The organism is Streptomyces sp. NPDC046203 (assembly GCF_040646255.1).
In the GTDB taxonomy this organism is placed as follows: Bacteria; Actinomycetota; Actinomycetes; order Streptomycetales; family Streptomycetaceae; genus Streptomyces.
The window spans coordinates 1-21,417 of record NZ_JBEYZX010000070.1 but is presented as its reverse complement, the minus strand read 5'-3'; the positions used below and the strand labels follow the sequence as shown (position 1 = coordinate 21,417).

Below are 21,417 nucleotides of genomic sequence, written 5' to 3'. Positions count from 1 at the left end.
GGCGGACCGGGGCGCGCGGCCTGCGCGACGACCCCCGCCCCGTACGCGGCGCCGCTGCTCACCGCCCTCGCGTGCGCGGCGCTCGCCGCCGCGACCGGCGGGCCCCGCCCCGAACTGCTCGTCTGGCTGCTCGCCGCGCCGTTCGGCACCCTCCTCGCGTGCGTGGACGTACGCGTACGGCGGCTGCCCGACCCGCTCACCCTGCCGCTCGCCGCAGCGCTGCCGCTGCTGCTCGCGCTCGCCGCGCTCCTGCCGTACGCGGCGGGCTCCTGGGCGCACGCGCTGCTCGGGGCACTCGCCCTCGGCGGCGGTTATCTGCTCCTCCACCTCCTCCACCCGGCCGGGATGGGCTTCGGGGACGTGAAGCTGGCGGTCCCGCTCGGTGCGGCGCTCGGCTGGTACGGCTGGGGGGTGCTGTGCGCGGGGGCGTTCGCCGGGTTCCTGCTCGGGGCGGTGTACGGGTTCGGGCTCGTCGTCACCCGCCGGGCCGGCCGCGACACCGCGATCCCCTTCGGCCCGTTCATGATCGCCGGGGCGCTGCTCGGACTGCTGCTCGGCGCGTTCACCGCGGCGCCCTGAGGACCGGGGCCCGGCTTGTACGGCCCCAACCCGTACGCCCGCACCACGCCACCGCCCCCGCACACCCGTACGCCCGCACCCCCGTCAATCGCCCGCCTCGCGCTCGGGGTCCCCCGTGGGAGGGACGAGACCCGCCGCCACGCCGGGGCGTAAAACCGCCATGAGGTCGTACGGCCCTTGTGCCGCTTGGCTTCCGGCGCTTTTGGCGGCGTCCGCGCCGTGGACCTGGCACACAGCACGACTAATGAAGGGTTATGGTGGAAACCCCCCCTCGGGCCGGTCCGTATCCCCCCCACGGACCGGCCCGTTTTCTTTCCCGGACGCGAATCCGGGCACGGCAAGGGCCCTGGGTACGTGTTCCGCGGCGCCGACCGGCAGCGCTGGAACCTCCCCCGTGCACGCCAGGTCCGAGCCCCGCCGCCCGCGCCCGAGCCCGCCCGAGCGCGTCAGGACCGGGCCCCCGGACACCCGGGCCCCGGAGCCCGACGCCGTGCGCCAAGCCCCGGGGCCCGTCGAACCTCGGCCTCCGGGGGCCCTCAGCCACCAGCTGAAGCCAGAGGCATTCAGCCCTCAAGCCCTCAAGCCTTCAAGCTGTCAGCCCTCAGCCTTCAGGCTTCAGCCTCCAGAGGCCCCTCGCCTCAGCTGCGGCCGGCCCAGATGTTGGTGCCCGCCGTGTCCACGGCGAAGGAGTCGATCTCCGCCAGCTCCTCCGCCGACAGCGGCGCCCCGGCCAGCGCCGCGACGTTCTCCTCCAGCTGCGCCACGCTCGACGCGCCGATCAGCGCCGACGTCATCCGCTCGTCCCGCAGCACCCAGGTCAGCGCCAGCTGCGCCAGCGACTGCCCGCGCCGCTCCGCGATCGCCGCGAGCCCGCGCAGCCGCCGCAGCACCTCGTCCGAGAGCAGCTCCGGGTCCAGGGACTTGCCCTGCGTCGCCCGCGACCCCTCCGGAATGCCCTTCAGGTACTTGTTGGTGAGCAGCCCCTGCGCCAGCGGCACGAAGGAGATGCAGCCCATGCCGGCCGTCTCCAGCGTGTCGAGGAGCCCGTCGTCCTCCGTCCAGCGGTTGATCATCGAGTACGAGGGCTGGTGGATGAGCGCGGGAACGCCCATCTCCTTCAGGATCCGGGCCGCCTCGGCGGTCTGCTCGCTCGTGTACGAGGAGACGCCCACGTACAGCGCCTTCCCCTGGTGCACGGCCGAGGCCAGCGCGCCCATCGTCTCCTCGAGCGGGGTGTCCGGGTCGAAGCGGTGCGAGTAGAAGATGTCGACGTAGTCGAGGCCCATCCGCTTCAGCGAGGCGTCGAGCGACGACATCAGGTACTTGCGGGAGCCCCACTCGCCGTACGGCCCCGGGTGCATCAGGTAGCCGGCCTTCGTCGAGACGATCAGCTCGTCCCGGTACGGGGCGAAGTCCTGCGCGAAGATCTTCCCGAAGTTCAGCTCGGCGGAGCCGGCCGGCGGGCCGTAGTTGTTCGCCAGGTCGAAGTGGGTCACGCCCAGGTCGAAGGCGCGGCGCAGGATGGCGCGCTGCGAGTCGAGCGTGCGGTCGTCGCCGAAGTTGTGCCAGAGGCCGAGCGAGACGGCGGGAAGCTTGAGCCCGCTGCGGCCGGTGCGCCGGTACTCCATGGAGTCGTAGCGGTCCGCGGCGGCGCGGTAGAAGGGGGAATCAGTCACGTATCTCTGCTTATCACGGACTTGTGACAGTCCCGGGCTGGGAGCCGGTCGCCGGTGCGCAGTAATGTGGCGGCCTCGGGGGCCGACGCGGCATGGAGGGGTTAAGAACAGTGAACCTGCGCGACCTGGTGTACGGGCTCTACGCGCGCCGGGTGGAAAGCCGCCTCGACCACGCCCAGGTGCCCAAGCACATCGGAGTCATCCTCGACGGCAACCGCCGCTGGGCCAAGGCCTCGGGCGGAACCCCGGAGCAGGGCCACAAGGCCGGCGCGGACAAGATCCAGGAACTGCTCGGCTGGTGCGCGGAGACCGACGTCGAGGTCGTCACGCTCTGGATGCTCTCCACCGACAACCTCAGCCGCCCCGAGGACCAGCTCGGCCCGCTGCTCTCGATCATCGAGGACGCGGTGCGTTCGCTGGCCGCCGACGGCCGCTGGCGGGTCCACCACGTCGGCACCCTCGACCTGCTGCCCGCGCGGACCCAGACCGTACTGAAGGAGGCCGAGCAGGCCACCTTCGACAATCCCGGGATACTCGTGAACGTCGCCGTCGGCTACGGCGGCCGGCAGGAGATCGCGGACGCGGTCCGCTCGCTGCTCCTCGACCACGCGGAGCGCGGCACCTCCATCGAGGAGATCGCCGAGACCGTCGACATCGACGTGATCTCCGAGCACCTCTACACGCGCGGACAGCCCGACCCGGACCTCGTGATCCGTACCAGCGGCGAGCAGCGGCTGTCCGGATTCATGCTGTGGCAGAGCGCCCATTCCGAGTACTACTTCTGCGAAGTCCACTGGCCGGCCTTCCGCAAGGTCGACTTCCTGCGCGCGCTGCGCGACTACGCGGCCCGGCACCGCCGCTTCGGAGGCTGAGCCCTCCGGCCCGGCACCGCCACCCGCCCCCGCACCAACCGCCACCGCACCGCCGCTTCGGAGCCCGGACCTCCCTCCCCGGCGGTCCCCGTTCCCCCCTCGGGCGACCTCTCCACCCTCGCCCCGCCCCCCCCCGCCTCGCCCCCGCCCCACCCCCTCTTTACCGGTGCTTGCCGACGCCTTTGCCGAGGCCCGCTCGACCGGCCCCCATATCCGGATATCCGCCACCTTCTGTTCACCTACCGGCCGTCATATGCCATGGCATGACGGCGTGTGTTCGAGGGCATATCCCTGGTTGAAGTGAGCGGCACGGAGACCGTTCACCCGGGAGGCCCTTTGCACCAGGACGACCGTGCGGGACACGCACGGACGAAGCGGGGGGCCGGAGTTCGGCCCGCGCATCGTGGCCCGAGCCCGGTCCCATCCCGCCGCGACGACGCCCCCGTATCCGCAACGGCGCCGTCGCACCCCGACCTCACAGGGGTCCACTAAGGGGGTCTGTCCACGTGGTGACCAGCACGAAGCGGCGCTTGTCCGACCGGCGCACCTATGTCCTCGACACCAGCGTCCTGCTGGCCGACCCCAGCGCGATGTCCCGCTTCGAGGAGCACGAAGTAGTCCTGCCGATCGTCGTGGTGACCGAGCTGGAGGCCAAACGGCACCACCCCGAACTCGGCTACTTCGCCCGCCAGGCCCTACGCCTCCTCGACGACTTCAGGGTCCGGTACGGACGCCTCGACGCCCCGCTCCCCATCGGCGACCTCGGCGGCACCCTGCGCGTCGAGCTCAACCACTCCGACCCCGGCGTTCTGCCGGCCGGCTACCGGCTCGGCGACAACGACTCCCGCATCCTCGCCGTCGCCCGCAACCTCCAGGCCGAGGGGTACGACGTCACGGTCGTCTCCAAGGACCTGCCGCTGCGCATCAAGGCGTCCTCGGTCGGGCTGCTCGCCGAGGAGTACCGGGCGGAACTCGCCATCACCGAGTCCGGCTGGACCGGCATGGCCGAGCTGGCGCTGCCCGCCGAACAGATCGACCTCCTCTACGAGCAGGAGACCCTGCACGTCCCGGACGCCGTCGGACTGCCGGTGCACACCGGTCTCGTCCTGAAGTCCGGGCGCGGCAAGGCCCTCGCCCGGGTCACGGCCGACGGGGACGTCCGGCTCGTCCGGGGCGACCGCGAGGTCTTCGGCATCCGAGGCCGCAGCGCCGAACAGCGCGTCGCGCTCGATCTGCTCCTCGACCCCGACGTCGGCATCGTCTCCATGGGCGGCCGGGCCGGCACCGGCAAGTCCGCGCTCGCGCTCTGCGCGGGCCTGGAAGCGGTCCTGGAACGCCGTCAGCACCAGAAGGTGATGGTGTTCCGTCCGCTGTACGCGGTCGGCGGCCAGGACCTCGGCTATCTGCCGGGCACCGAGGCCGAGAAGATGAGCCCGTGGGCGCAGGCGGTGTTCGACACCCTGTCCGCCGTGGCGGGCCGCGAGGTGATCGAGGAGGTGCTCGGGCGCGGGATGCTCGAAGTGCTGCCGCTCACCCACATCCGGGGCCGCTCGCTCCACGACGCCTTCGTCATCGTGGACGAGGCCCAGTCGCTGGAGCGGAACGTCCTGCTGACCGTGCTGTCCCGGATCGGCGCCAACTCCCGGGTGGTGCTCACCCATGACGTCGCCCAGCGGGACAACCTGAGGGTCGGCCGGTACGACGGAGTCGTCGCCGTCGTCGAGAAGTTGAAGGGTCATCCGCTCTTCGCGCACGTCACCCTCACCCGGTCCGAGCGCTCCCCGATCGCCGCCCTCGTGACCGAAATGCTGGAGGACATCCAGATCTGACCCTGAACGCACCCCTGTTGGCGCCGCCCGGCAAAGCGCGAGAGCTTAGCCGGGCGGCGTCGCGTTGTCCGTACTTGTGTCCAAAACCCGTACCCCTGCCCAGGTGTGACGTTAAACACGCAACACAGAATTGCCTTGCGGCGTCGACGTCCGGCAGAGTCTTGCTTCCGTCAGGCCCCGCATTCGGCACACGCGCACCTCCGAAGGTGCGGCACCACACAACTCAACAGCCGTTCGCCGTATGCCGCCCACAGAACCACGGGCCCGTGTCTCTTGTGACCTATCAGGACGGAGACCAGCGCCAGGGGCACGATTTCGCCCGCATGGTCACCTGCGCGGGTGATTGTGGAAGGAAACCGTGTGAGCCGGATCTCGGTCCGGGGATTCGCGGTGGCTTCGGCCACTGCGGTCACCACCGTCGGAGCAGTCGTCGGCGTTGCCTCGGGCAACGCGGCGCAGCCCGTGGACGACAACTTCGAGGCCACCGCGGCCGACACCACGCTGCTCGCGGACATTCCCGCGGGCGAGCAGGCCCAGGTACAGGTCTCCACCCTCGCGGAGCAGGCCGACGTCCAGGCCGCCGCCGCGGACTCCGTCGCCCGCAAGTCCGCCGAGGAAGCCGCCCGCATCCAGGCCGCCAAGTCCGCCGAGGCCAAGAAGGTCGCCGCCGACAAGGCGGAAGAGGCCAAGAAGAAGGCGGAGAAGGCCGAGCAGGAGCGCAAGGAGGCCGCCGAGCGCGCCAGCCGTTCCGCGCTGCGCGACGCGACCAGCTTCGCCGCCCAGGGCTCGTACTCGGTGTCCGATGTCCAGGCGATGGCCCGCCAGATGATCCCCGGCGACCAGTTCCAGTGCTTCAGCAACATCGTGAACCACGAGTCCACCTGGAACTATCGCGCCACGAACGCCTCTTCGGGCGCGTACGGTCTGGTCCAGGCCCTCCCCGGCAGCAAGATGGCCTCGGCCGGCGCCGACTGGCAGACCAACCCGGCCACCCAGATCAAGTGGGGCCTCAGCTACATGAACGGCCGTTACGGCAGCCCCTGTGGCGCCTGGTCGTTCTGGCAGGCCAACCACTGGTACTAGGGAGCCCTGACCGGCCCCGGCCGGTCCGCTCAACCTCACGCAGCCCCTCACCGTCCTTTCGGTGAGGGGCCACGCGTGCGTCCCAGGGTGTAGGTTCGGGGACCCGGAGGGGGAGAGGGAAGAGCATGTCGAGACTGCCCATATGGCTGCACCGGACGGGGGAGACCCTGAGCCGGATGGGCCGGCGACTGGACGAGCGCAGGGTCCAGGCCGAACGCGACGACCCGCTCGGGCCGCCGTACGCCCTCGCCACCCCGGCCTCCGCCTCGGCCGCCTCCCCGACGCCCAGCCCGGCCTCCGCCTCGGCGCCCAATCCGGCTCCCGGCCCGGCTTCGGTCCCGGCCCCGGACCCCGCTCCCGTTCCCGCACCGGCCCCCGCGACCGGCACCACGGCCGCCGCCGTGCCCGGTCCCGGCCCGGCCCCCGTCCCCGCCCCGGCGGCCCCTGCCACGGGAACCACCGGAACCACGGGACCCGCGGACAACACGACGCCCCCGGCACCCGTACCGCCCCCGGCAGCCCCGGTGGCCACGGCACCCGCGTCCCCCGTCGAGCGGCCGGCGGCACCCGCCACCGGATCCGTCCCCGCGCCCCCCGCCTACGCCCCCGCCGTGCCCGCCCGCCCCAACCCCGTGGACGCCGTCCCCTGGGGCATGCGCGTGGCCGGCGAGGTCGCCTGGCGGCTGCTCGTCCTCGCCGGCACCGTCTGGGTCCTGATGAAGGTCATCAGCTCCGTCCAGCTGGTCGTCCTCGCCTTCGTCGCCGGCCTCCTCATCACCGCCCTGCTCCAGCCCATCGTGGCCCTCCTGCGCCGCAAGGGCATGCCCCGCGGACTCGCCACCGCCGTCACCGCCGTCACCGGCTTCGTCGTCATGGGGCTGGTCGGCTGGTTCGTGGTCTGGCAGGTGATGGACAACATCGACAGCCTGTCCGACCGCGTCAGGGACGGCATCGAGGAACTCAAGCGCTGGCTGCTCAACAGCCCGTTCCATGTCACCGAGCAGCAGATCAACGAGATCGCCAAGAACCTCAGCGACTCCATCGGCGCCAACGCCGAGCAGATCACCTCCGCCGGCCTCCAGGGCGTGACCGTCATGGTCGAGGCCATGACCGGCATACTGCTCGCGATGTTCTCCACGCTCTTCCTGCTGCACGACGGCAAGAAGGTCTGGGAGTGGACGCTGAAGCTGGTGCCCGCGCAGGCCCGGCCGGGCGTCGCGGGCGCGGGTCCGCGCGCGTGGCGCACGCTCACCGCGTACGTCCGGGGTACGGTCCTCGTCGCCCTCATCGACGCCGTCTTCATCGGCCTCGGGCTCTACTTCCTCGACGTGCCGATGGCCGTGCCGCTCGGCGTCTTCATCTTCCTCTTCGCGTTCATCCCGCTCGTCGGGGCCGTCATCTCCGGCGCCCTCGCGTGCGTGGTCGCGCTCGTCACCACCAATGTGTTCACCGGGCTGATGGTGCTCGTGGTCGTCCTCGCCGTGCAGCAGATTGAGGGCCACGTCCTCCAGCCGTTCATCCTCGGCCGCGCGGTCCGGGTCCACCCGCTCGCCGTCGTCCTCTCCGTCGCCGCGGGCGGGCTGACCGCCGGCATCGGCGGCGCCGTCGTCGCCGTGCCGCTGGTCGCCGTCATCAACACCGCCGTCGGCTACCTCCGCGCGTACAGCGCCGAACAGGCCCTGCGCGCGGCCCCGGACTCCGGTGCGGCGCCCGACTCCGCCACCGACTCCGCCGCCGACCCCGTCACCGCTCCGGCCCCAGCCTCCCGGGAGTAAAGCGTGATATCCGAGCCCGAACTCGTCGACGATCCCGGCCCGGATCCGGCCGCCACGGGTGCCAGGGACACTCTGGACACCCAGGACACCCAGGACGTCCCTCGGCGCGCGCGGTCCCGCCGCCCCTGGCTGTGGGCGGTCGGCGGTGCGGTGGTCGCCTCGGCGGTCTGGGCCGGCGGGCTCTTCGTGTACGACTGGGCGGGTCCCGGCCTCGGCGGTTACCGCACGGACCGCGACCCGTGCCGGGTGGCCCGCCTCGACGGGCTCGCCTCGGTACTCGGCTCCGAGAAGGGGGAGGGGAGCAGGCCCCCGCAGAAGCGAGAGCATTCCGCCCTCTTCCGATGGAATTGCAGCGTCCGGCTGGCCGGCGGGCCCGGTGCGTACGACGTGGTCATCGACTACGAGCTCCACCGGAAGACCGACCCCGGCCCGGAACTCGACGCCCGGATGACCGACCTCGGGTACGAGCGGACCGAGGGCCTCGGGGACGTGTCGTACGTCGACGGGGGAGGCGAACGCAGCATCACGCTCGTGGTCCGGGACGGGCAGGCCGTCCTCAGGATGTTCGTCATGACCGAGGGGTCGCTCGCGGACCGAGGGAGCGCGTCCGAAGACGATCCGGAGGCGCCGGAGGTCGACCCGGACGCCCTGCGGACCCACACCTTCGCGGACATGCGTCAACTCATGTCCGCACTGAAGAGCTGAAGAGCTGAAGAGCTACAGAGCCGAAGAAAGCCGCTGAGCCGAAGAAGAAGCGAGCGGGCCAGCGCGGACACGGCTGCGGACACGGCGAAAGGCCCCGGGGGCGAAATCCCGGGGCCTTCCACTGACTACGGTAGACCGGCTGGTCCTACTCGGCGAGAACCGCCTCGGCGTCCAGCGTCGCGCCGACCGCCTGGATGACCGCGGCGATCTTCACGGCCTCCTGGATGGTGTCGCGCTCGACACCGGCCTTGCGCAGGACCTGCTCGTGCGAGTCCAGGCACTGACCGCAGCCGTTGATCGCGGACACGGCCAGCGACCACAGCTCGAAGTCGACCTTCTCGACGCCCGGGTTGCCGATGACGTTCATCCGCAGACCGGCGCGCATCGTCCCGTACTCCGGGTCCGACAGCAGATGCCGGGTCCGGTAGAAGACGTTGTTCATCGCCATGATCGCGGCGGCCGACTTGGCGGCCTGGTACGCCTCGGGCTTCAGGTTGGCCTGGGCCTCGGGCTCCAGCTCCTTCAGCACCTTCGGCGAACGGGAGGCGATCGCGCAGGCGAGCACCGTGCCCCACAGCTGCTGCTGCGGCAGCGGGCTGTTGCCGATGACCGAACCGAGGTTCAGCTTCAGGTCCTTGGCGAAGTCCGGGACGGCGGCCTTCAGCTCATCGAGCGCCATGTTCACTCACCGGCCAGCAGGGAACCGGCGTCGAGGGTGTCCTCGCCCTTGTTCCAGTTGCACGGGCACAGCTCGTCGGTCTGCAGGGCGTCCAGGACCCGCAGGACCTCCTTGGGGTTACGGCCGACGGAACCGGCGGTCACCATGGTGAACTGGATCTCGTTGTTCGGGTCCACGATGAAGACGGCACGCTGCGCGAAGCCGTCCTCGCCCTCGACGCCACAGTCGCGCATGAGCTCGTGCTTCGAGTCGGCCAGCATCGGGAAGGGCAGGTCACGCAGGTCGGCGTGGTCCTTGCGCCAGGCGTGGTGGACGAACTCCGAGTCACCGGAAACGCCGAGGATCTGGGCGTCACGGTCGGCGAACTCGTCGTTCAGCTTGCCGAACGCGGCGATTTCGGTCGGGCAGACGAAGGTGAAGTCCTTCGGCCAGAAGAAGACGACGCGCCACTTGCCCTCGTAGGACTTGGCGTCGATCTGCGCGAACTCCTTGCCGGCTTCCAGCGACACGCAGGCGGTCAGGTCGTACGAGGGGAACTTGTCACCGACAGTAAGCACGCGCACTCCTTGGGGCAGGAAGCGTCCCGGTTCGGGGGCTTCCGTGGGGGTTGGACGATGTCCAGCATTGCACGCGGTGCATTGATCAGTGAAATAGCTAGACTGGCTCGTGTTGATTGAAGGCGGTTATCAGTGATCTCGGTACGGCGTGTGAAGCAGCCCACACTTTCCCAGCTCAAGGCATTCGCGGCGGTCGCGGAGCATCTCCACTTCCGGGATGCGGCGGCGGCCATCGGCATGAGCCAGCCCGCACTCTCCGGCGCGGTGTCGTCGCTGGAGGAGGCACTGGGTGTCCAGCTCCTTGAGCGTACGACGCGAAAGGTGCTGCTCTCGCCCGCCGGGGAGCGGCTCGCGGCGCGCGCGCACGCGGTCCTCGGCGCGGTCGGGGAGCTGATGGAGGAGGCGGAGGCGGTGCGGGCGCCGTTCACCGGGGTGCTGCGGCTCGGGGTGATCCCCACGGTCGCGCCGTATCTGCTGCCGGCCGTGCTGCGGCTGGTGCACGACCGCTACCCGGAGCTCGAACTCCAGGTGCACGAGGAGCAGACCTCCTCGCTGCTCGACGGGCTCGCGGCGGGACGGCTCGACCTGCTGCTGCTCGCGGTGCCGCTCGGGATCCCCGGGGTAACCGAACTCCCCTTGTTCGACGAGGACTTCGTCCTGGTCGCGCCGGGCGGGCATCCGCTGGCAGGCCGCTTCGACATCCCGCGCGAGGAGTTGCGGGACCTGAAGCTGCTGCTGCTCGACGAGGGGCACTGTCTGCGCGATCAGGCGCTGGACGTCTGCCGGGAGGCGGGCCGGGCCGAGGGCGCTCCGGTGACCACGACCGCGGCCGGCCTGTCGACGCTGGTGCAACTGGTCGCGGGCGGGCTCGGGGTGACCCTGCTGCCGCGGACCGCCGTGACGGTGGAGACCGCCCGTAACACCGCACTGTGCACAGGGGACTTCGCGGCCCCCGCGCCCTCGCGCCGGATCGCGCTCGCGATGCGGACGGGCGCGGCCCGCCAGGCCGAGTTCGAGGTCCTGGCGGACTCGCTCCGGGAGGCGATGACCTGCCTCCCGGTCCGGATCGTGCGGCCGTCCGAGCCGGGGTCCGGGCCCGGCGCGGCCTAACCCGTGTGCACGGCCAGCGCCGTGCGGACCGCGGACTCCAACGCCCCCTCGATCCACGCCGGTTTGATCGAGGTGTGGTCGCCCGCGAAGTGCAGCGGGCCCTCGGAGGTGGGGACGTCCGGGAACAGCTCGGTGTGCTGCCCGGGCAGCAGGACGGACGCCTCGCCGTACGCGTAGTGGTCGCGCATCCACGACTGGGTGCGTCCCTTGCCGGTGAAGAACACCTCGCAGCGGCGGCCGAACACCGCCTGCAACCCGGCGAGCGCGCGCAGATAGCGCTCGTCGTCGGCGTACGCGTCCCACTTCAGGGCGTCGTCGGCCCAGCTGTACGAGGCGAGCAGGACGCCGCCGTCGCTGCCCTCCATCGGGTGGGCGTGCTCGAAGTACATGAACCGGTTGGCGTTGTCGCTGACCGAGCCGCCGCCGCGGACGTGCGCGGCCTCGGGGTCGCGTCCGGTGGCGGGCCGGAAGGCGCCGAAGCAGTGCCGGTACGCGTCGGTGAGCCGGACGCCGAGCTTCGCGACGGACGCGTGCGCGCCGAGGTGGTGCCCGTCGGTGACCCGGCCGTTCTGGTAGCGGGCGTACAGGCCGGGCTCGATGGAGTCCAGCGCCTTCTTCCACTGCTCCTCGGTGAACTCCCACCAGCGCTGGGAGAATTCGAGCAGCACCTTGGTGGCGGCGTCGTAGTGCAGCTCGGTGACGGCGCGGCGCTTGCCGTACGACAGCGGCGGGTCGAAGGTCACATGGCGCAGCCCGGAGAACGGCACGGTGACGATCGCCTCGTCGCCCTCGAAGACCTCGGTGACACCGCCCTCGCCGGTCTGGCACTTCTCGGAGACCGTGTGGACGCGGACCTTGGAGCCCTGGCGCTCGATGCGTACGGCGCGCCGGTCGAGGTGGACCTTGCTCTTCACCGGCGCGTAGAGCGCGTCGACGAGCTTCGCGGTGCCGCCCTTGATCTCCCAGAACGTCGTCTTGGGGTCGATGAGCGCGGCGGACAGGAAGCTGTGCACGAAGGACAGATGCAGCCGGGAGGTCAGGTTCTGGATCGTGCCGACCAGGTCGATGGTGCGGGTGTCGAGCCCGGCGACCTCGGTGAGGTAGCGGTACATCGAGAAGTGGCCGTAGCGGCGCAGGACTTCGGCCCAGCCCTGGACGAGGGCGGAGCCCTCCTTGCCCCGGACGAGGAGGTGCGCGGGTTCGAGGGCGTCGGCGAGGATCGCGGCGGCGGTACGGGTGCGGTGGCGGGCGGGCACGCCGAAGGTGGCGTTGATCCGCTCGGGGTTCTTCTCGTAGTCGGCGCGGCGCGCGTGGATGCCGTTGACGTGGATCCAGGTGCGGTTGGCGCGCTTGGACGGGTCCTTCACGTCCACGTCCACCAGCAGGAACTCCTGGCGCGGCAGCTTGTGGGTGTCGAGCAGGGACATCAGGAGCGGGTGGCTCCCGGGCAGCCGCATGGCGCCGGCCTCGGCGTACTGGCGGGGGTCGGCGAAGGGCTGCCGGCCCTTCTCGTGACCGCCCTTGCGGAAGGTCTTGATCCGGCCGCCGACGCGGTTGCCGTTGGCCTCGATGACGACGACGTCGTGGCCCGCGCGGTGCAGCAGATCGGCGGCGAGCAGCCCGGCCGGGCCGGCGCCGATGACCAGGACGCGCCGGGTGGGCCGGCCGCGACCGGCCGGCAGGCCGTCGCGCAGGACCTTGAGGTAGCGGGGGACGAGCGGCTGGTCGTGCTCGTCGTGGACGGTGATCGCGCGGGCGACCGTGGTGTACGCGTGCGGGTCGGTGCCGGGCGGCCCGGCGGCGGCCGGGGCCGCCGGGGGCGCCGGGGCCTCGGAGGGCGCGGCGGCGGGAGAGGGGGCGGGGGTGGCGGCCGGTGCGAGGGCGCCGGCCGGGGCGGCGGTGACCGCGAGGGTCGCGGCGGCGAGGGCGGAGGCGCCGGTCGCGGTGACCACGGCGCGCCGCGAAGGGGGCGGGCCGTCGGTGTGCGGCGAGGCCTGGCCCGGGTCCGGGGAGTTCATGTGATCGGTGCTCATCGCACGTCACTCTTGGCAGATGACCACCCCGGCACCAGTGGCTTCACACGGACGAGAAGGTAAACCACCCGTCCGGTGAACGCGGGCGTCGCGCCGCTGACGTACGGGTCGGGCACGCGTTCACCCCGTACGAGAGCGGCCTGGTGGGGGCGGGGGACCGAGCCGCACTCCTCGCGGCCCCCGCCCCCGCCCTCACCCCGCCCCCACGCCCGCGCTACTCGGTCCGCAGACCGTCGGCCCGCATCAGCCGCCACAGCAGCGGCAGGCTCAGCAGCGTCACCAGGAGGATCAGCCCCGCGCCCACCCCGACGACGGGCAGGAAGCCGAACCAGTCCACGACGCTCTTCCCGGTCATCCACACCAGGACGACGCCGAGGGCCAGCCCGCCGGCCACGGACAGAGTGAGACCGAGGACGATCGGTACGGCCGTCTGCCACAGCACCGACCAGGCGAGGGTGGCGCGCCGGGTGCCGAAGGCGACCAGGGTGGACAGCAGCCGTCGCCGCTCGCGCAGTTGCTCCAGGGTGGTGACCAGGAGCGAGACCGCGACCAGCAGCATGGTGAGGGTGGCGCCGACCAGGATGCCGGTGCGGACGCTGCTGAACTGCGCGTCGCGTTCGACGTCCTGGAGCGCCCGGACGGTGGTCGTCGGGTCGAGCGCGGCGACCGCGTTCCGTACGTACTCCTCCGCGTCCTTCACCGCCGGGTCGATCCGCACCATGGCACCGGCCGTGGGGGAGTCGAGCCGGGCGGCGTCGACGGCCTTCGGGGTGGCGAGGACGCCGAACTGGTACATGCCCATGGGATCGCGGCGGGAGTCGACGGTGCGCGCGCCGTCCGGGATCCGCCAGGTCGGCATCGCTCCGCCCCGGTGCGTCTGCGGATCGCGCAGCGCGACGACCGCGCCGGGCCGGGCGGTCGAGGTGACCCAGGAGTCCTCCGGTCCCTCCTTGCCGTGGGCGAGGGCGATGAACGTGTCGCCGTCGGCGCAGGACGGCAGCGTGGCCAGTTCCCGCAAGGACGCGCAGTCGCCGACGAAGACCGAGGTGATCGGCCCGAAGTCCATTCCCTTGTCGGGCGGGCCGGGCCGCCACAGGCTGGACTCGATGGTGCCGACGACCCCGGTGACGCCCCGGGTGCCGCTGAGGGCGGTGATGGCGCGGCGCGCCTCGTCGCCGTCGTGGGCACTGACCGAGGTCTGGAGCCGCGCGCGGGCGGTGTCCATGTTCGTGGGGTGCATGAAGTCGCTCTGGGTGGCCTGGAACAGCATCTGCAGGGCGATCGCCCCGGCCGCCGCGGCGACGATGCCGCTGACGGACCGGGCCGCGGTGCCGCTGCTGAGCTGGAGCCGCCGGGTGGCCAGCTGCCAGGGCACCGGGCCGCCGGAGAGCCGCTTGACCAGGGCTTCGACCAGCCAGGGCAGCAGCGTGGTGAGCCCGGCGAGGACGAGGGAGGCGCCGACGGAGATGCCGGTGGTGTGCAGGGTGTCCCCGGCCGGCGCGACCCCCAGGAGGCTCGGTACGAGCACGAGGACACCGGCGAGGACGAGGAGCAGCCGCCACAGCACCCGGCGCGGCCGGGGGGTGGCCGTACGGACGACGCCGAGGGGCTCGACAAAGACCCCGCGCAGCGCGAAGAGGCTGACGACGAGGGCGGCGACGGGCACGGCGGCGATGACGACGACGGCGAGCCAGGACACCGGGACGACGTCCGACGGGAAGGCGTTGACGTCCCAGATCGAGAAGGCCCCGGCGAACTGCCGGCCCACCGCGAAGAACACACCGCCCGCCACGAGCCCGAGCAGCGCGCTCGCCAGCGCCTCGCCGGCCGCGATCCGGCGGGTCATGGCGGTGTCCGCGCCGACCAGGCGGAGCGCGGCGAGCCGCCGGTCGCGCTGCTCGCCGCCGAAGCGGACGGCGGTCGCGACGAAGACGAGGACGGGCAGGAGCAGGACGACGCAGGCCATGACGACGAGCAGCAGCAGGAGCGCGTTCATCGGCTCGGCGGGCACCGACCAGCCGTAGGCCCGGCCGCGGCCGTCGGCGTTGCCGACCTTGCCGGCTTTGTCGGTGGTGAGGATGTCCGTGCCCGCGACGTAGCGCAGTTCGGCCGGCCCGATCAGGCCCTCCGCGCCGAGCGTGCCGGTGACCTCGTACGGCAGCCGCTTCTTCAGCAGCGCGCCCTCGGGGGAGGCGAGCAGCTCGCGCAGCGCCGGGGAGGCCAGCATCGTGCCGGGCGCGGGGATCTTGTCCGCGCCCGGCGGCACGGCGGCCTTCGGGCCCTCGGGGCGCAGCAGCAGTCCGGTGACGGTGTCGCCGCGGAAGACGGTGTCGGCATGGAGGTAGAGAAAGGTGTCGGGGCCGGGCTTCGCGACCTCGTGGCCGGCATCGGGCTGCCGCGAGGATTCCCGTACCTCGCGCTGGAACAGCATGTTCGGCAGGGACGCGGCGACCAGCAGCAGCGCCACGCCGAGGCCGACGCCGACGGCGGTCAGGGCGGTGCGGAGCCCGCCGCGGCGCCCGCCGGTGAAGGCGAAACGGAGGCCGAGCGCCAGATCGCGGGCCCAGGCCCGGGGACCGGAGCCGCCCGGGTCCCGACGCGGGCCCGCACCCGTTTCGGCATCCGTACCGCCGGAGGGAGCCGTGTCGCCGCCGTGCCCGTCGGCGCGGTCTTCCCCGGCCTCGCTCAGCAGGCTCATGCCGCCCACTCCGTGTCCCGTACGGAGCCGTCGCGGACCACGATCTCGCGGTCGGAGTACGCGGCGACCCGGGCCTCGTGGGTGACCAGGACGACGGCGGCGCCGGTGTCCCGGGAGGCGTCGGTGAGCAGCGACATGACCCGCTCGCCGTTGAGCGAGTCGAGCGCGCCGGTCGGTTCGTCGGCGAAGATCACCCGCGGGGCGGTGACGAGCGCGCGGGCCACGGCGACCCGCTGGCCCTGGCCGCCGGATATCTCGCCGGGGCGCTTGCCGGCGGTGTCGTCGACCTCCAGCCGGGCCAGCCACTCCCGGGCCCGCCGTTCGGCGTCCTTGCGGCGTTCGCCGTTCAGCCGCAGCGGCAGGGCGACGTTCTCGACGCAGGTCAGTTCGGGCACCAGCTGCCCGAACTGGAAGACGAAGCCGAAGTCGGAGCGGCGCAGGGCGCTGCGCTGTCCGTCGGTCATCGCGGTCAGGTCGCGCCCGTCGTAGCGGATGGTGCCGGCGTCGGGGCGGACGATCCCGGCGAGGCAGTGCAGCAGGGTGGACTTGCCGGAGCCGGAGGGGCCCATCACGGCGACGACCTCCCCGGCGCGCAGGGTGAAGTCGACGCCGGCGAGGGCCGGGGTCGGCCCGTACGCCTTGTCGACGCCCTGGGCGGAGAGCAGAGCGGAGTGCGCCGGGACATCGGTCACCGGGATATCGGTCACCGGAGCGTCGGGCGTCGGGACGTCGGTCATCGGCGGATCTCCTCGGCGAGCCGGTCCAACCGGGCGGCGGTCAGTTCCAGCCAGCGCAGATCGGCTTCCAGATGGAACAGGGCGTGGTCGCAGATCAGCTGGTCGGCGAGATCGCCTTCCTTCTTGCGGCGGGTCAGCTCACGCATCAGGCGCAGATGCTCGGCCCGCTGCGTATCGAGGATCTCCGCGGCCCCCCGGCCGGTCAGGAGGGCGAGGACGACCTTGGTGTAGAGCGTGGACTGGAGGTACGGCTCGGGCTTCTCCGGGGTCGCGAGCCACCGCGCGACATCCGTGACGCCCGCCTCGGTGATGGCGTACCGCTTGCGTTCGGGGCCGCCGCCGGACTCGACGCCGTCGACCTCGACGAGACCGTTCCGCAGCAGCCGGGACATGGTCGAGTAGACCTGCCCGTAGTGCAGGGGACGGTCGTGGCCGAAGCGCTCGTCGAAGGCGCGCTTGAGGTCGTAGCCGTGGCAGGGGCCGGACTCCAGGAGCCCGAGAAGGGTGTGACCGATGGACATGGGCGCCACTGTACAGGCGGTGTATACACGCGATGCATAGGTGGCCGGAATCATTCCTCCGAACGGAGGAGGATTCCCCTCTGCTCCCCTTCTATGCCGACCAAAACAGCTTTGTGGGCAGGAGCACACAACCATCCGGGCCTCTGGAGCGTCGGTTCCGTCGGGGGTGGGTGCTGATTCTCACGCCCGGAAAAGCCGGATCGATCGCCCTTTGTCGTATTGGGCGGTGTTAGCTTTCTGAGCTGATTCGACGACGAGCGGAGCGAACGAGGACATGGGCCGTACGAGCACGAGCACAGGCGGCAAGAGCCGCATACGCCGCCTGTTCACCTGGAAGAAGCTCCTGGGCACCTTCCTCGTGACCTGCCTGCTTGTCATGGGCGCGTTCTACGCGCTCTACCTGATGGTCCCGGTTCCGAGCGCGAACGCGGACGCGACCCTCCAGAGCAACGTCTACAAGTACTCCAACGGCAAGGTCCTTGCCCGTACGGGCAAGATCAACCGGGAGATCGTGGGCCTCGACAAGGTGCCCCTCCCGGTCCAGCGGACCTTCGTCGCCGCCGAGAACAAGACCTTCTACGAGGACAACGGCGTCGACATCATGGGCACCGCCCGCGCCGCCTGGAACACCGTCAGCGGCAAGGGCAAGCAGGGTGGCTCGACGATCACCCAGCAGTACGTGAAGAACTACTACTTGAGCCAGGACCAGACGGCCACGCGCAAGCTCAAGGAAATGGTCATAGCGATCAAGGTCGACCAGCGGATGGAGAAGAACGACATCCTGGCCGGCTACATCAACACCAGCTACTACGGCCGCAGCGCCTACGGCGTCCAGGCCGCCGCGCAGGCGTACTACGGCGTCGACGCCGAGAAGCTGAACGTCGCCCAGGGCGCCTACCTCGCCGCCGTCCTCCAGGCCCCCAGCCAGTACGACTGGCACGCCGCCTCCGAGAAGGGCCGCAAGGCCGTCGAGTACCGCTGGAACTACGTCCTCGACAACATGGTCGGCGAGGGCTGGCTGGACGCCACCACCCGGGCCGGCCTGAAGTTCCCCGTCCCGCAGAAGCCCAAGGCCCCCAAGGGCCTGAGCGGCCAGAGCGGCTACATCGTCGAGGCCGCCAACCAGGAGCTCATGCGCCAGGGCGTCAGCGAGGAGGACCTGAAGGCCGGCGGCTGGACGATCACCCTCAACGTCGACGAGAAGAAGCAGAAGGCCCTGGTCGACGCCGTCGACAAGGAGCTGGAGTCGCAGCTCGACCGCAAGAACAGCAAGCGGGCCGCCAGCGTCCAGGCCGGTGCCACCTCCGTGGACCCGAAGACCGGCGCGGTCGTCGCGATGTACGGCGGCATCGGCGCCACCGAGCACTGGACGAACAACGCCACCCGGCGCGACTACCAGCCCGCCTCGACGTACAAGCCGATCGTGCTCGCCTCCGCCATCGACAACAAGGCCGAGACCCAGGACGGCCGCAGGATCGGTCTGAACACGATCTACGACGGCGCCAACAAGCGCCCCGTCGTCGGCAGCGCCATCCCGTTCGCCCCGGAGAACGAGGACCAGGTCAGTTACGGCGCGGTCACCGTCCAGAAGGCCACCAACAGCTCGATCAACGCGGTCTACGCCCAGATGATCGTCGACGTCGGCGCGGACAAGTCCAAGAAGACCGGCCTCGCCCTCGGTGTGAAGGACGGCGTCGACTTCGTCCCCACCCCGTCGCAGTCGCTCGGCGTCATGAACGCCTCGACCCTCGACATGGCCGGCGCCTACGCGACCCTCGCCCACCACGGCGTCAAGGTCACCCCGAGCCTGGTGAAGTCCGCCGAGCACAAGGACCGTACGGTCAACCGCCCCGACCCGATCGGTGAGTCGGTCATCAGCCGCGAGGCCGCCGACACCACCACCCAGGCCATGATGGGCGTCGTCCAGAGCGGCTCCGGCTTCCGTGCCGCGGGCCCGTACCAGGCCGTCGGCAAGACCGGTACCTCCGAGAACAACCGCTCGGCCTGGTTCGTCGGCTACACCCCCGAACTCGTCACCGCGGTCGGCCTGTTCGGCGAGTCCCCGGACGGCGGCAGCCAGCTCACCCTCACCGACGCGATCAACCCGGGCCGAGCCAACGGCGGCAAGCTGCCCGCCCAGATCTGGGGCGCGTACACCACCAAGGCGCTCGGCGGCGGCTCCAGCGCCCGCTTCGACCTGGAGACCGTGGCCGGCTCCGGCGGCGGCGAGCCGTCGCCGACCGCGACCGGCGAGGCCCAGGACCCGACGACCTCGCCCAGCGACGAGCCCACCGAGCCGACCACGCCGCCCGCCATGACGCCCGCCACCCCGCAGGTACCGACTGGGCCGACCATCACCGCCCCGCCGGAGCAGACGACGCCGCCCGAGCCGACGGCGCCAGCCACCCAGCCGCCCGGGGACGGCAACGGCGGCAATCCCCCCAACCCCGGCAACCCCGATCCGGGCAACCCCGGGAATCCCGGGGCGGCCGGGCAGTAGCGCCGGGCACCGCGTACGGGCAGGTCCCGGCGGTGCCTGCCCGCTGAAGGACAGAAAGGCGGCGGCCGGACCCTCGACAGGGTCCGGCCGCCGCCTTTGTCATGCGTGCGTCCCGGGCGTGCGTTTCACTCGTACGGAGGTACGGAGGTACGGGAGGTGCAGGGGGTACGCGCGGTGCGGCGGCGGGAGGCGTACGGCCGGCCCGGCCCGTACGTCCCGCACGCCTCCCGCACCGGCCGTCACCCGGCAGACCGGCTGTCACCCAGCGGGCAGAGCGGCCCGCGTCAGTGCGTGGCCAGCTCGAACCACACCACCTTGCCGCCCGACAGCCGCGTCGCACCCCACCGCCGGGCCAGCCGGTTCACCAGGAACAGCCCACGGCCGCCCTCGTCGGTGTCCCGCGCCCGCCGCTGCCGGGGCAGCTGCGGCGAGTCGTCGCCGACCTCGCAGCGCAGCACGTCCGTCCGCAGCAGCCGCAGGGTCACCGGCCGTTCCGCGTACCGCACCGCGTTGGTGACGACCTCGCTGACCAGCAGCTCCACCGAGTCGGTCAGATCCTCCAGGCCCCAGCGGGTCAGCGCCCGGCGGGCGTGCCGCCGGGCCCGGCCCGGTGCCGAGTCCTCCGGCTCCAGGTACCAGTACGCGACATCGTTCGGCGCGATCCCGTCGAAGCGGGCCGCGAGCAGCGCGATGTCGTCGTCCCGGTCGCCCGGACCCAGCATGTCGAGCACGTCGTCGCACAGCGCCTCCAGCGGAGGCGCGTGGTCCGGCCCGGTGAGCTGCGCCGTCGCCGCGAGGCGCTCCCGCAGCAGCTCGATGCCGCTCGACACGTCCCTCAGGCGCGACTCCACCAGACCGTCCGTGTACAGCAGCAGCGTGGCCCCGGCCGGCGCGTCCAGCTCCACCGCCTCGAAGTCCACCCCGCCCACGCCGATCGGTGCGCCCGAGGGCACCTGAAGCACCTCCGCCTGGCCGCCCAGGTGCAGCAGTATGGGCGGCGGATGCCCCGCGTTGGCGATGGTGATCCGGTGCGAGACCGGGTCGTACACCGCGTACATACAGGTCGCCATGCGGTTCTCGCCGAGCCGTTGCGCCTGCTCGTCCAGGTGGTGCAGCACCTCCTGCGGCGGCAGGTCGAGCCCGGCGAGCGTCTGCGCCGTGGTCCGCAGCTGGCCCATGATCGCCGCCGATGTCATGGAGTGGCCCATGACATCGCCCACGACCAGCGCCACCCGGCTGCCCGGCAGCGGGATCGCGTCGTACCAGTCGCCGCCCACCCGCGCCGTCTCGGCCGCCGGAAGGTAGCGCGAGGCCAGCCGTACACCGGTCGGCTGCGGCAGCGAGTCCGGCAGCATGGTGCGCTGCAGCTCGTCCGCGATGTACGCCTCCCGCCCGTACAGCACCGCCTTGTCGATGCCGAGCGCGGTGTGCGTCGCCAGCTGGGCCGCGACCAGCAGGTCGTTCGGCTCGAAACCGGCCCGCTCCGGACGCCGCAGGAACACGGCCGCGCCGATCACCCGGCGCCGTCCGCGCAGCGGCGCGAGGATGGCCCGCTGGCCGTTCGGCAGCGGATGGTCCGGGCCGAGCAGCTCCGGCAGCGCGGTCCGCGCCGCCGCCGAGTCGCCGGGCACCGGCCGTACCCCGCGCAGCACCTCGGCGAGCGCGCCGCCGGAGCGGACCTCGCACAGCTCCGCCGCGGGCGTCGGATCCGGGTCCGGGACCAGGACCAGCTCCTCGCCTTCCAGATCAGTTAAGCGCAGCCGGTCCGTGCGCCGCAGCCGCAGCACGAACGGCTCGGCCGGGCGCTCGTCGCCCACCGGCAGCGGATCGCGCAGGTAGACGAGGATCGCGTCGGAGAAGGTCGGGACCGTCGCCCGGCACAGGCCGAGCACGATCTCGTCGAGATCGAGTCCGCGGGCGATCCGCCGCGTCGCGGCGCCCACGAAGCGCAGCCGCTCGCCCTCACGGCGCGGCGCGCCACCGGCTCCGCCGGCTCCCTCGGGATGGGACCGGGACCCGCCGCCGGCGCCACCGGGCGCGGGGACGGGCACGGCGACGGCGGC

General features: G+C 71.9%; 16 protein-coding genes. 8 read left to right on the top strand and 8 right to left on the bottom strand.

The features are described 5' to 3' along the window. Window positions 1-579 (top strand): A24 family peptidase (locus ABZ990_RS29625; protein ID WP_361238169.1); only part of this gene is annotated, 579 nt, incomplete at its 5' end. Between the two features lie 638 nt (window positions 580-1,217). Here ABZ990_RS29625 and mgrA read toward each other — a convergent pair. Then, window positions 1,218-2,255 carry an L-glyceraldehyde 3-phosphate reductase gene (gene mgrA, locus ABZ990_RS29620; RefSeq protein WP_361238166.1) on the bottom strand — a complete coding sequence of 346 codons (1,038 nt, stop codon included), beginning with the start codon at window positions 2,253-2,255 and terminating at the stop codon, window positions 1,218-1,220. A gap of 110 nt (window positions 2,256-2,365) precedes the next feature. Between mgrA and ABZ990_RS29615 the strand changes: the two genes are divergently transcribed. From ABZ990_RS29615 to ABZ990_RS29595, 5 genes are all read left to right on the top strand, one after another. Then, on the top strand, window positions 2,366-3,127 hold the full coding sequence (locus tag ABZ990_RS29615; RefSeq protein ID WP_361238164.1) for an isoprenyl transferase: 762 nt from the start codon (window positions 2,366-2,368) through the stop codon (window positions 3,125-3,127). 506 nt (window positions 3,128-3,633) lie between these two features. Continuing rightward, the gene (locus tag ABZ990_RS29610; protein ID WP_361238161.1) at window positions 3,634-4,956 is read left to right on the top strand and encodes a PhoH family protein; all 1,323 of its coding nucleotides are present in this window, start codon (window positions 3,634-3,636) and stop codon (window positions 4,954-4,956) included. Between the two features lie 360 nt (window positions 4,957-5,316). Next, complete coding sequence (locus ABZ990_RS29605) at window positions 5,317-6,039, top strand: lytic transglycosylase domain-containing protein (RefSeq protein ID WP_361238158.1); 723 nt, start codon at window positions 5,317-5,319, stop codon at window positions 6,037-6,039. Between the two features lie 125 nt (window positions 6,040-6,164). After that, complete coding sequence (locus ABZ990_RS29600; protein ID WP_361238156.1) at window positions 6,165-7,814, top strand: AI-2E family transporter; 1,650 nt, start codon at window positions 6,165-6,167, stop codon at window positions 7,812-7,814. A 3-nt stretch (window positions 7,815-7,817) separates the two neighbouring features. Next, complete coding sequence (locus ABZ990_RS29595) at window positions 7,818-8,519, top strand: hypothetical protein (protein WP_361238153.1); 702 nt, start codon at window positions 7,818-7,820, stop codon at window positions 8,517-8,519. 145 nt (window positions 8,520-8,664) lie between these two features. On the opposite strand, the gene ABZ990_RS29590 is transcribed toward ABZ990_RS29595, so the two are convergent. Continuing rightward, the gene (locus ABZ990_RS29590) at window positions 8,665-9,198 is read right to left on the bottom strand and encodes an alkyl hydroperoxide reductase (RefSeq protein WP_361238150.1); all 534 of its coding nucleotides are present in this window, start codon (window positions 9,196-9,198) and stop codon (window positions 8,665-8,667) included. 2 nt (window positions 9,199-9,200) lie between these two features. Continuing rightward, window positions 9,201-9,755: a peroxiredoxin gene (locus tag ABZ990_RS29585; protein ID WP_361238147.1), complete on the bottom strand. Its 555-nt coding sequence runs from the start codon at window positions 9,753-9,755 to the stop codon at window positions 9,201-9,203. 150 nt (window positions 9,756-9,905) lie between these two features. Between ABZ990_RS29585 and ABZ990_RS29580 the strand changes: the two genes are divergently transcribed. Then, window positions 9,906-10,865, top strand: a complete 960-nt coding sequence (locus ABZ990_RS29580; protein WP_361238144.1) for a LysR substrate-binding domain-containing protein — start codon at window positions 9,906-9,908, stop codon at window positions 10,863-10,865. Here ABZ990_RS29580 and ABZ990_RS29575 read toward each other — a convergent pair. From ABZ990_RS29575 to ABZ990_RS29560, 4 genes are all read right to left on the bottom strand, one after another. Further along, window positions 10,862-12,883, bottom strand: a complete 2,022-nt coding sequence (locus ABZ990_RS29575; protein ID WP_361238172.1) for an FAD-dependent oxidoreductase — start codon at window positions 12,881-12,883, stop codon at window positions 10,862-10,864. The two genes, ABZ990_RS29580 and ABZ990_RS29575, sit on opposite strands and share 4 nt — an antisense overlap. Window positions 12,884-13,112: 229 nt before the next feature. After that, window positions 13,113-15,596, bottom strand: coding sequence for an FtsX-like permease family protein (locus ABZ990_RS29570; RefSeq protein ID WP_361238141.1), 2,484 nt, complete (start codon window positions 15,594-15,596; stop codon window positions 13,113-13,115). Next, the gene (locus tag ABZ990_RS29565; protein ID WP_361238138.1) at window positions 15,593-16,333 is read right to left on the bottom strand and encodes an ABC transporter ATP-binding protein; all 741 of its coding nucleotides are present in this window, start codon (window positions 16,331-16,333) and stop codon (window positions 15,593-15,595) included. The genes ABZ990_RS29570 and ABZ990_RS29565 overlap by 4 nt, the downstream gene beginning before the upstream one ends. Then, window positions 16,330-16,854 (bottom strand): PadR family transcriptional regulator, encoded by a 525-nt coding sequence (locus ABZ990_RS29560; protein WP_361238135.1) that lies wholly within the window; start codon window positions 16,852-16,854, stop codon window positions 16,330-16,332. Before ABZ990_RS29560 ends, ABZ990_RS29565 begins: the two co-directional genes overlap by 4 nt. A 274-nt stretch (window positions 16,855-17,128) precedes the next feature. On the opposite strand from ABZ990_RS29560, the gene ABZ990_RS29555 reads away from it, so the two are divergent. Beyond that, on the top strand, window positions 17,129-19,354 hold the full coding sequence (locus ABZ990_RS29555) for a transglycosylase domain-containing protein (protein WP_361238132.1): 2,226 nt from the start codon (window positions 17,129-17,131) through the stop codon (window positions 19,352-19,354). Window positions 19,355-19,638: 284 nt separating this feature from the next. Here ABZ990_RS29555 and ABZ990_RS29550 read toward each other — a convergent pair. Then, window positions 19,639-21,417: ATP-binding SpoIIE family protein phosphatase (locus ABZ990_RS29550; protein ID WP_361238129.1), on the bottom strand; the 1,779-nt coding region annotated here is incomplete at its 5' end.

What these genes read in the sequence shown, in the direction of transcription:
- ABZ990_RS29560 (WP_361238135.1), bottom strand. Translation starts at nt 16,854, where the DNA reads ATGTCCATCGGTCACACCCTTCTCGGGCTCCTGGAGTCCGGCCCCTGC.
- ABZ990_RS29600 (WP_361238156.1), top strand. Translation starts at nt 6,165, where the DNA reads ATGTCGAGACTGCCCATATGGCTGCACCGGACGGGGGAGACCCTGAGC.
- ABZ990_RS29590 (WP_361238150.1), bottom strand. Translation starts at nt 9,198, where the DNA reads ATGGCGCTCGATGAGCTGAAGGCCGCCGTCCCGGACTTCGCCAAGGAC.
- ABZ990_RS29555 (WP_361238132.1), top strand. Translation starts at nt 17,129, where the DNA reads ATGGGCCGTACGAGCACGAGCACAGGCGGCAAGAGCCGCATACGCCGC.
- ABZ990_RS29575 (WP_361238172.1), bottom strand. Translation starts at nt 12,883, where the DNA reads ATGAACTCCCCGGACCCGGGCCAGGCCTCGCCGCACACCGACGGCCCG.
- ABZ990_RS29570 (WP_361238141.1), bottom strand. Translation starts at nt 15,596, where the DNA reads ATGAGCCTGCTGAGCGAGGCCGGGGAAGACCGCGCCGACGGGCACGGC.
- ABZ990_RS29565 (WP_361238138.1), bottom strand. Translation starts at nt 16,333, where the DNA reads ATGACCGACGTCCCGACGCCCGACGCTCCGGTGACCGATATCCCGGTG.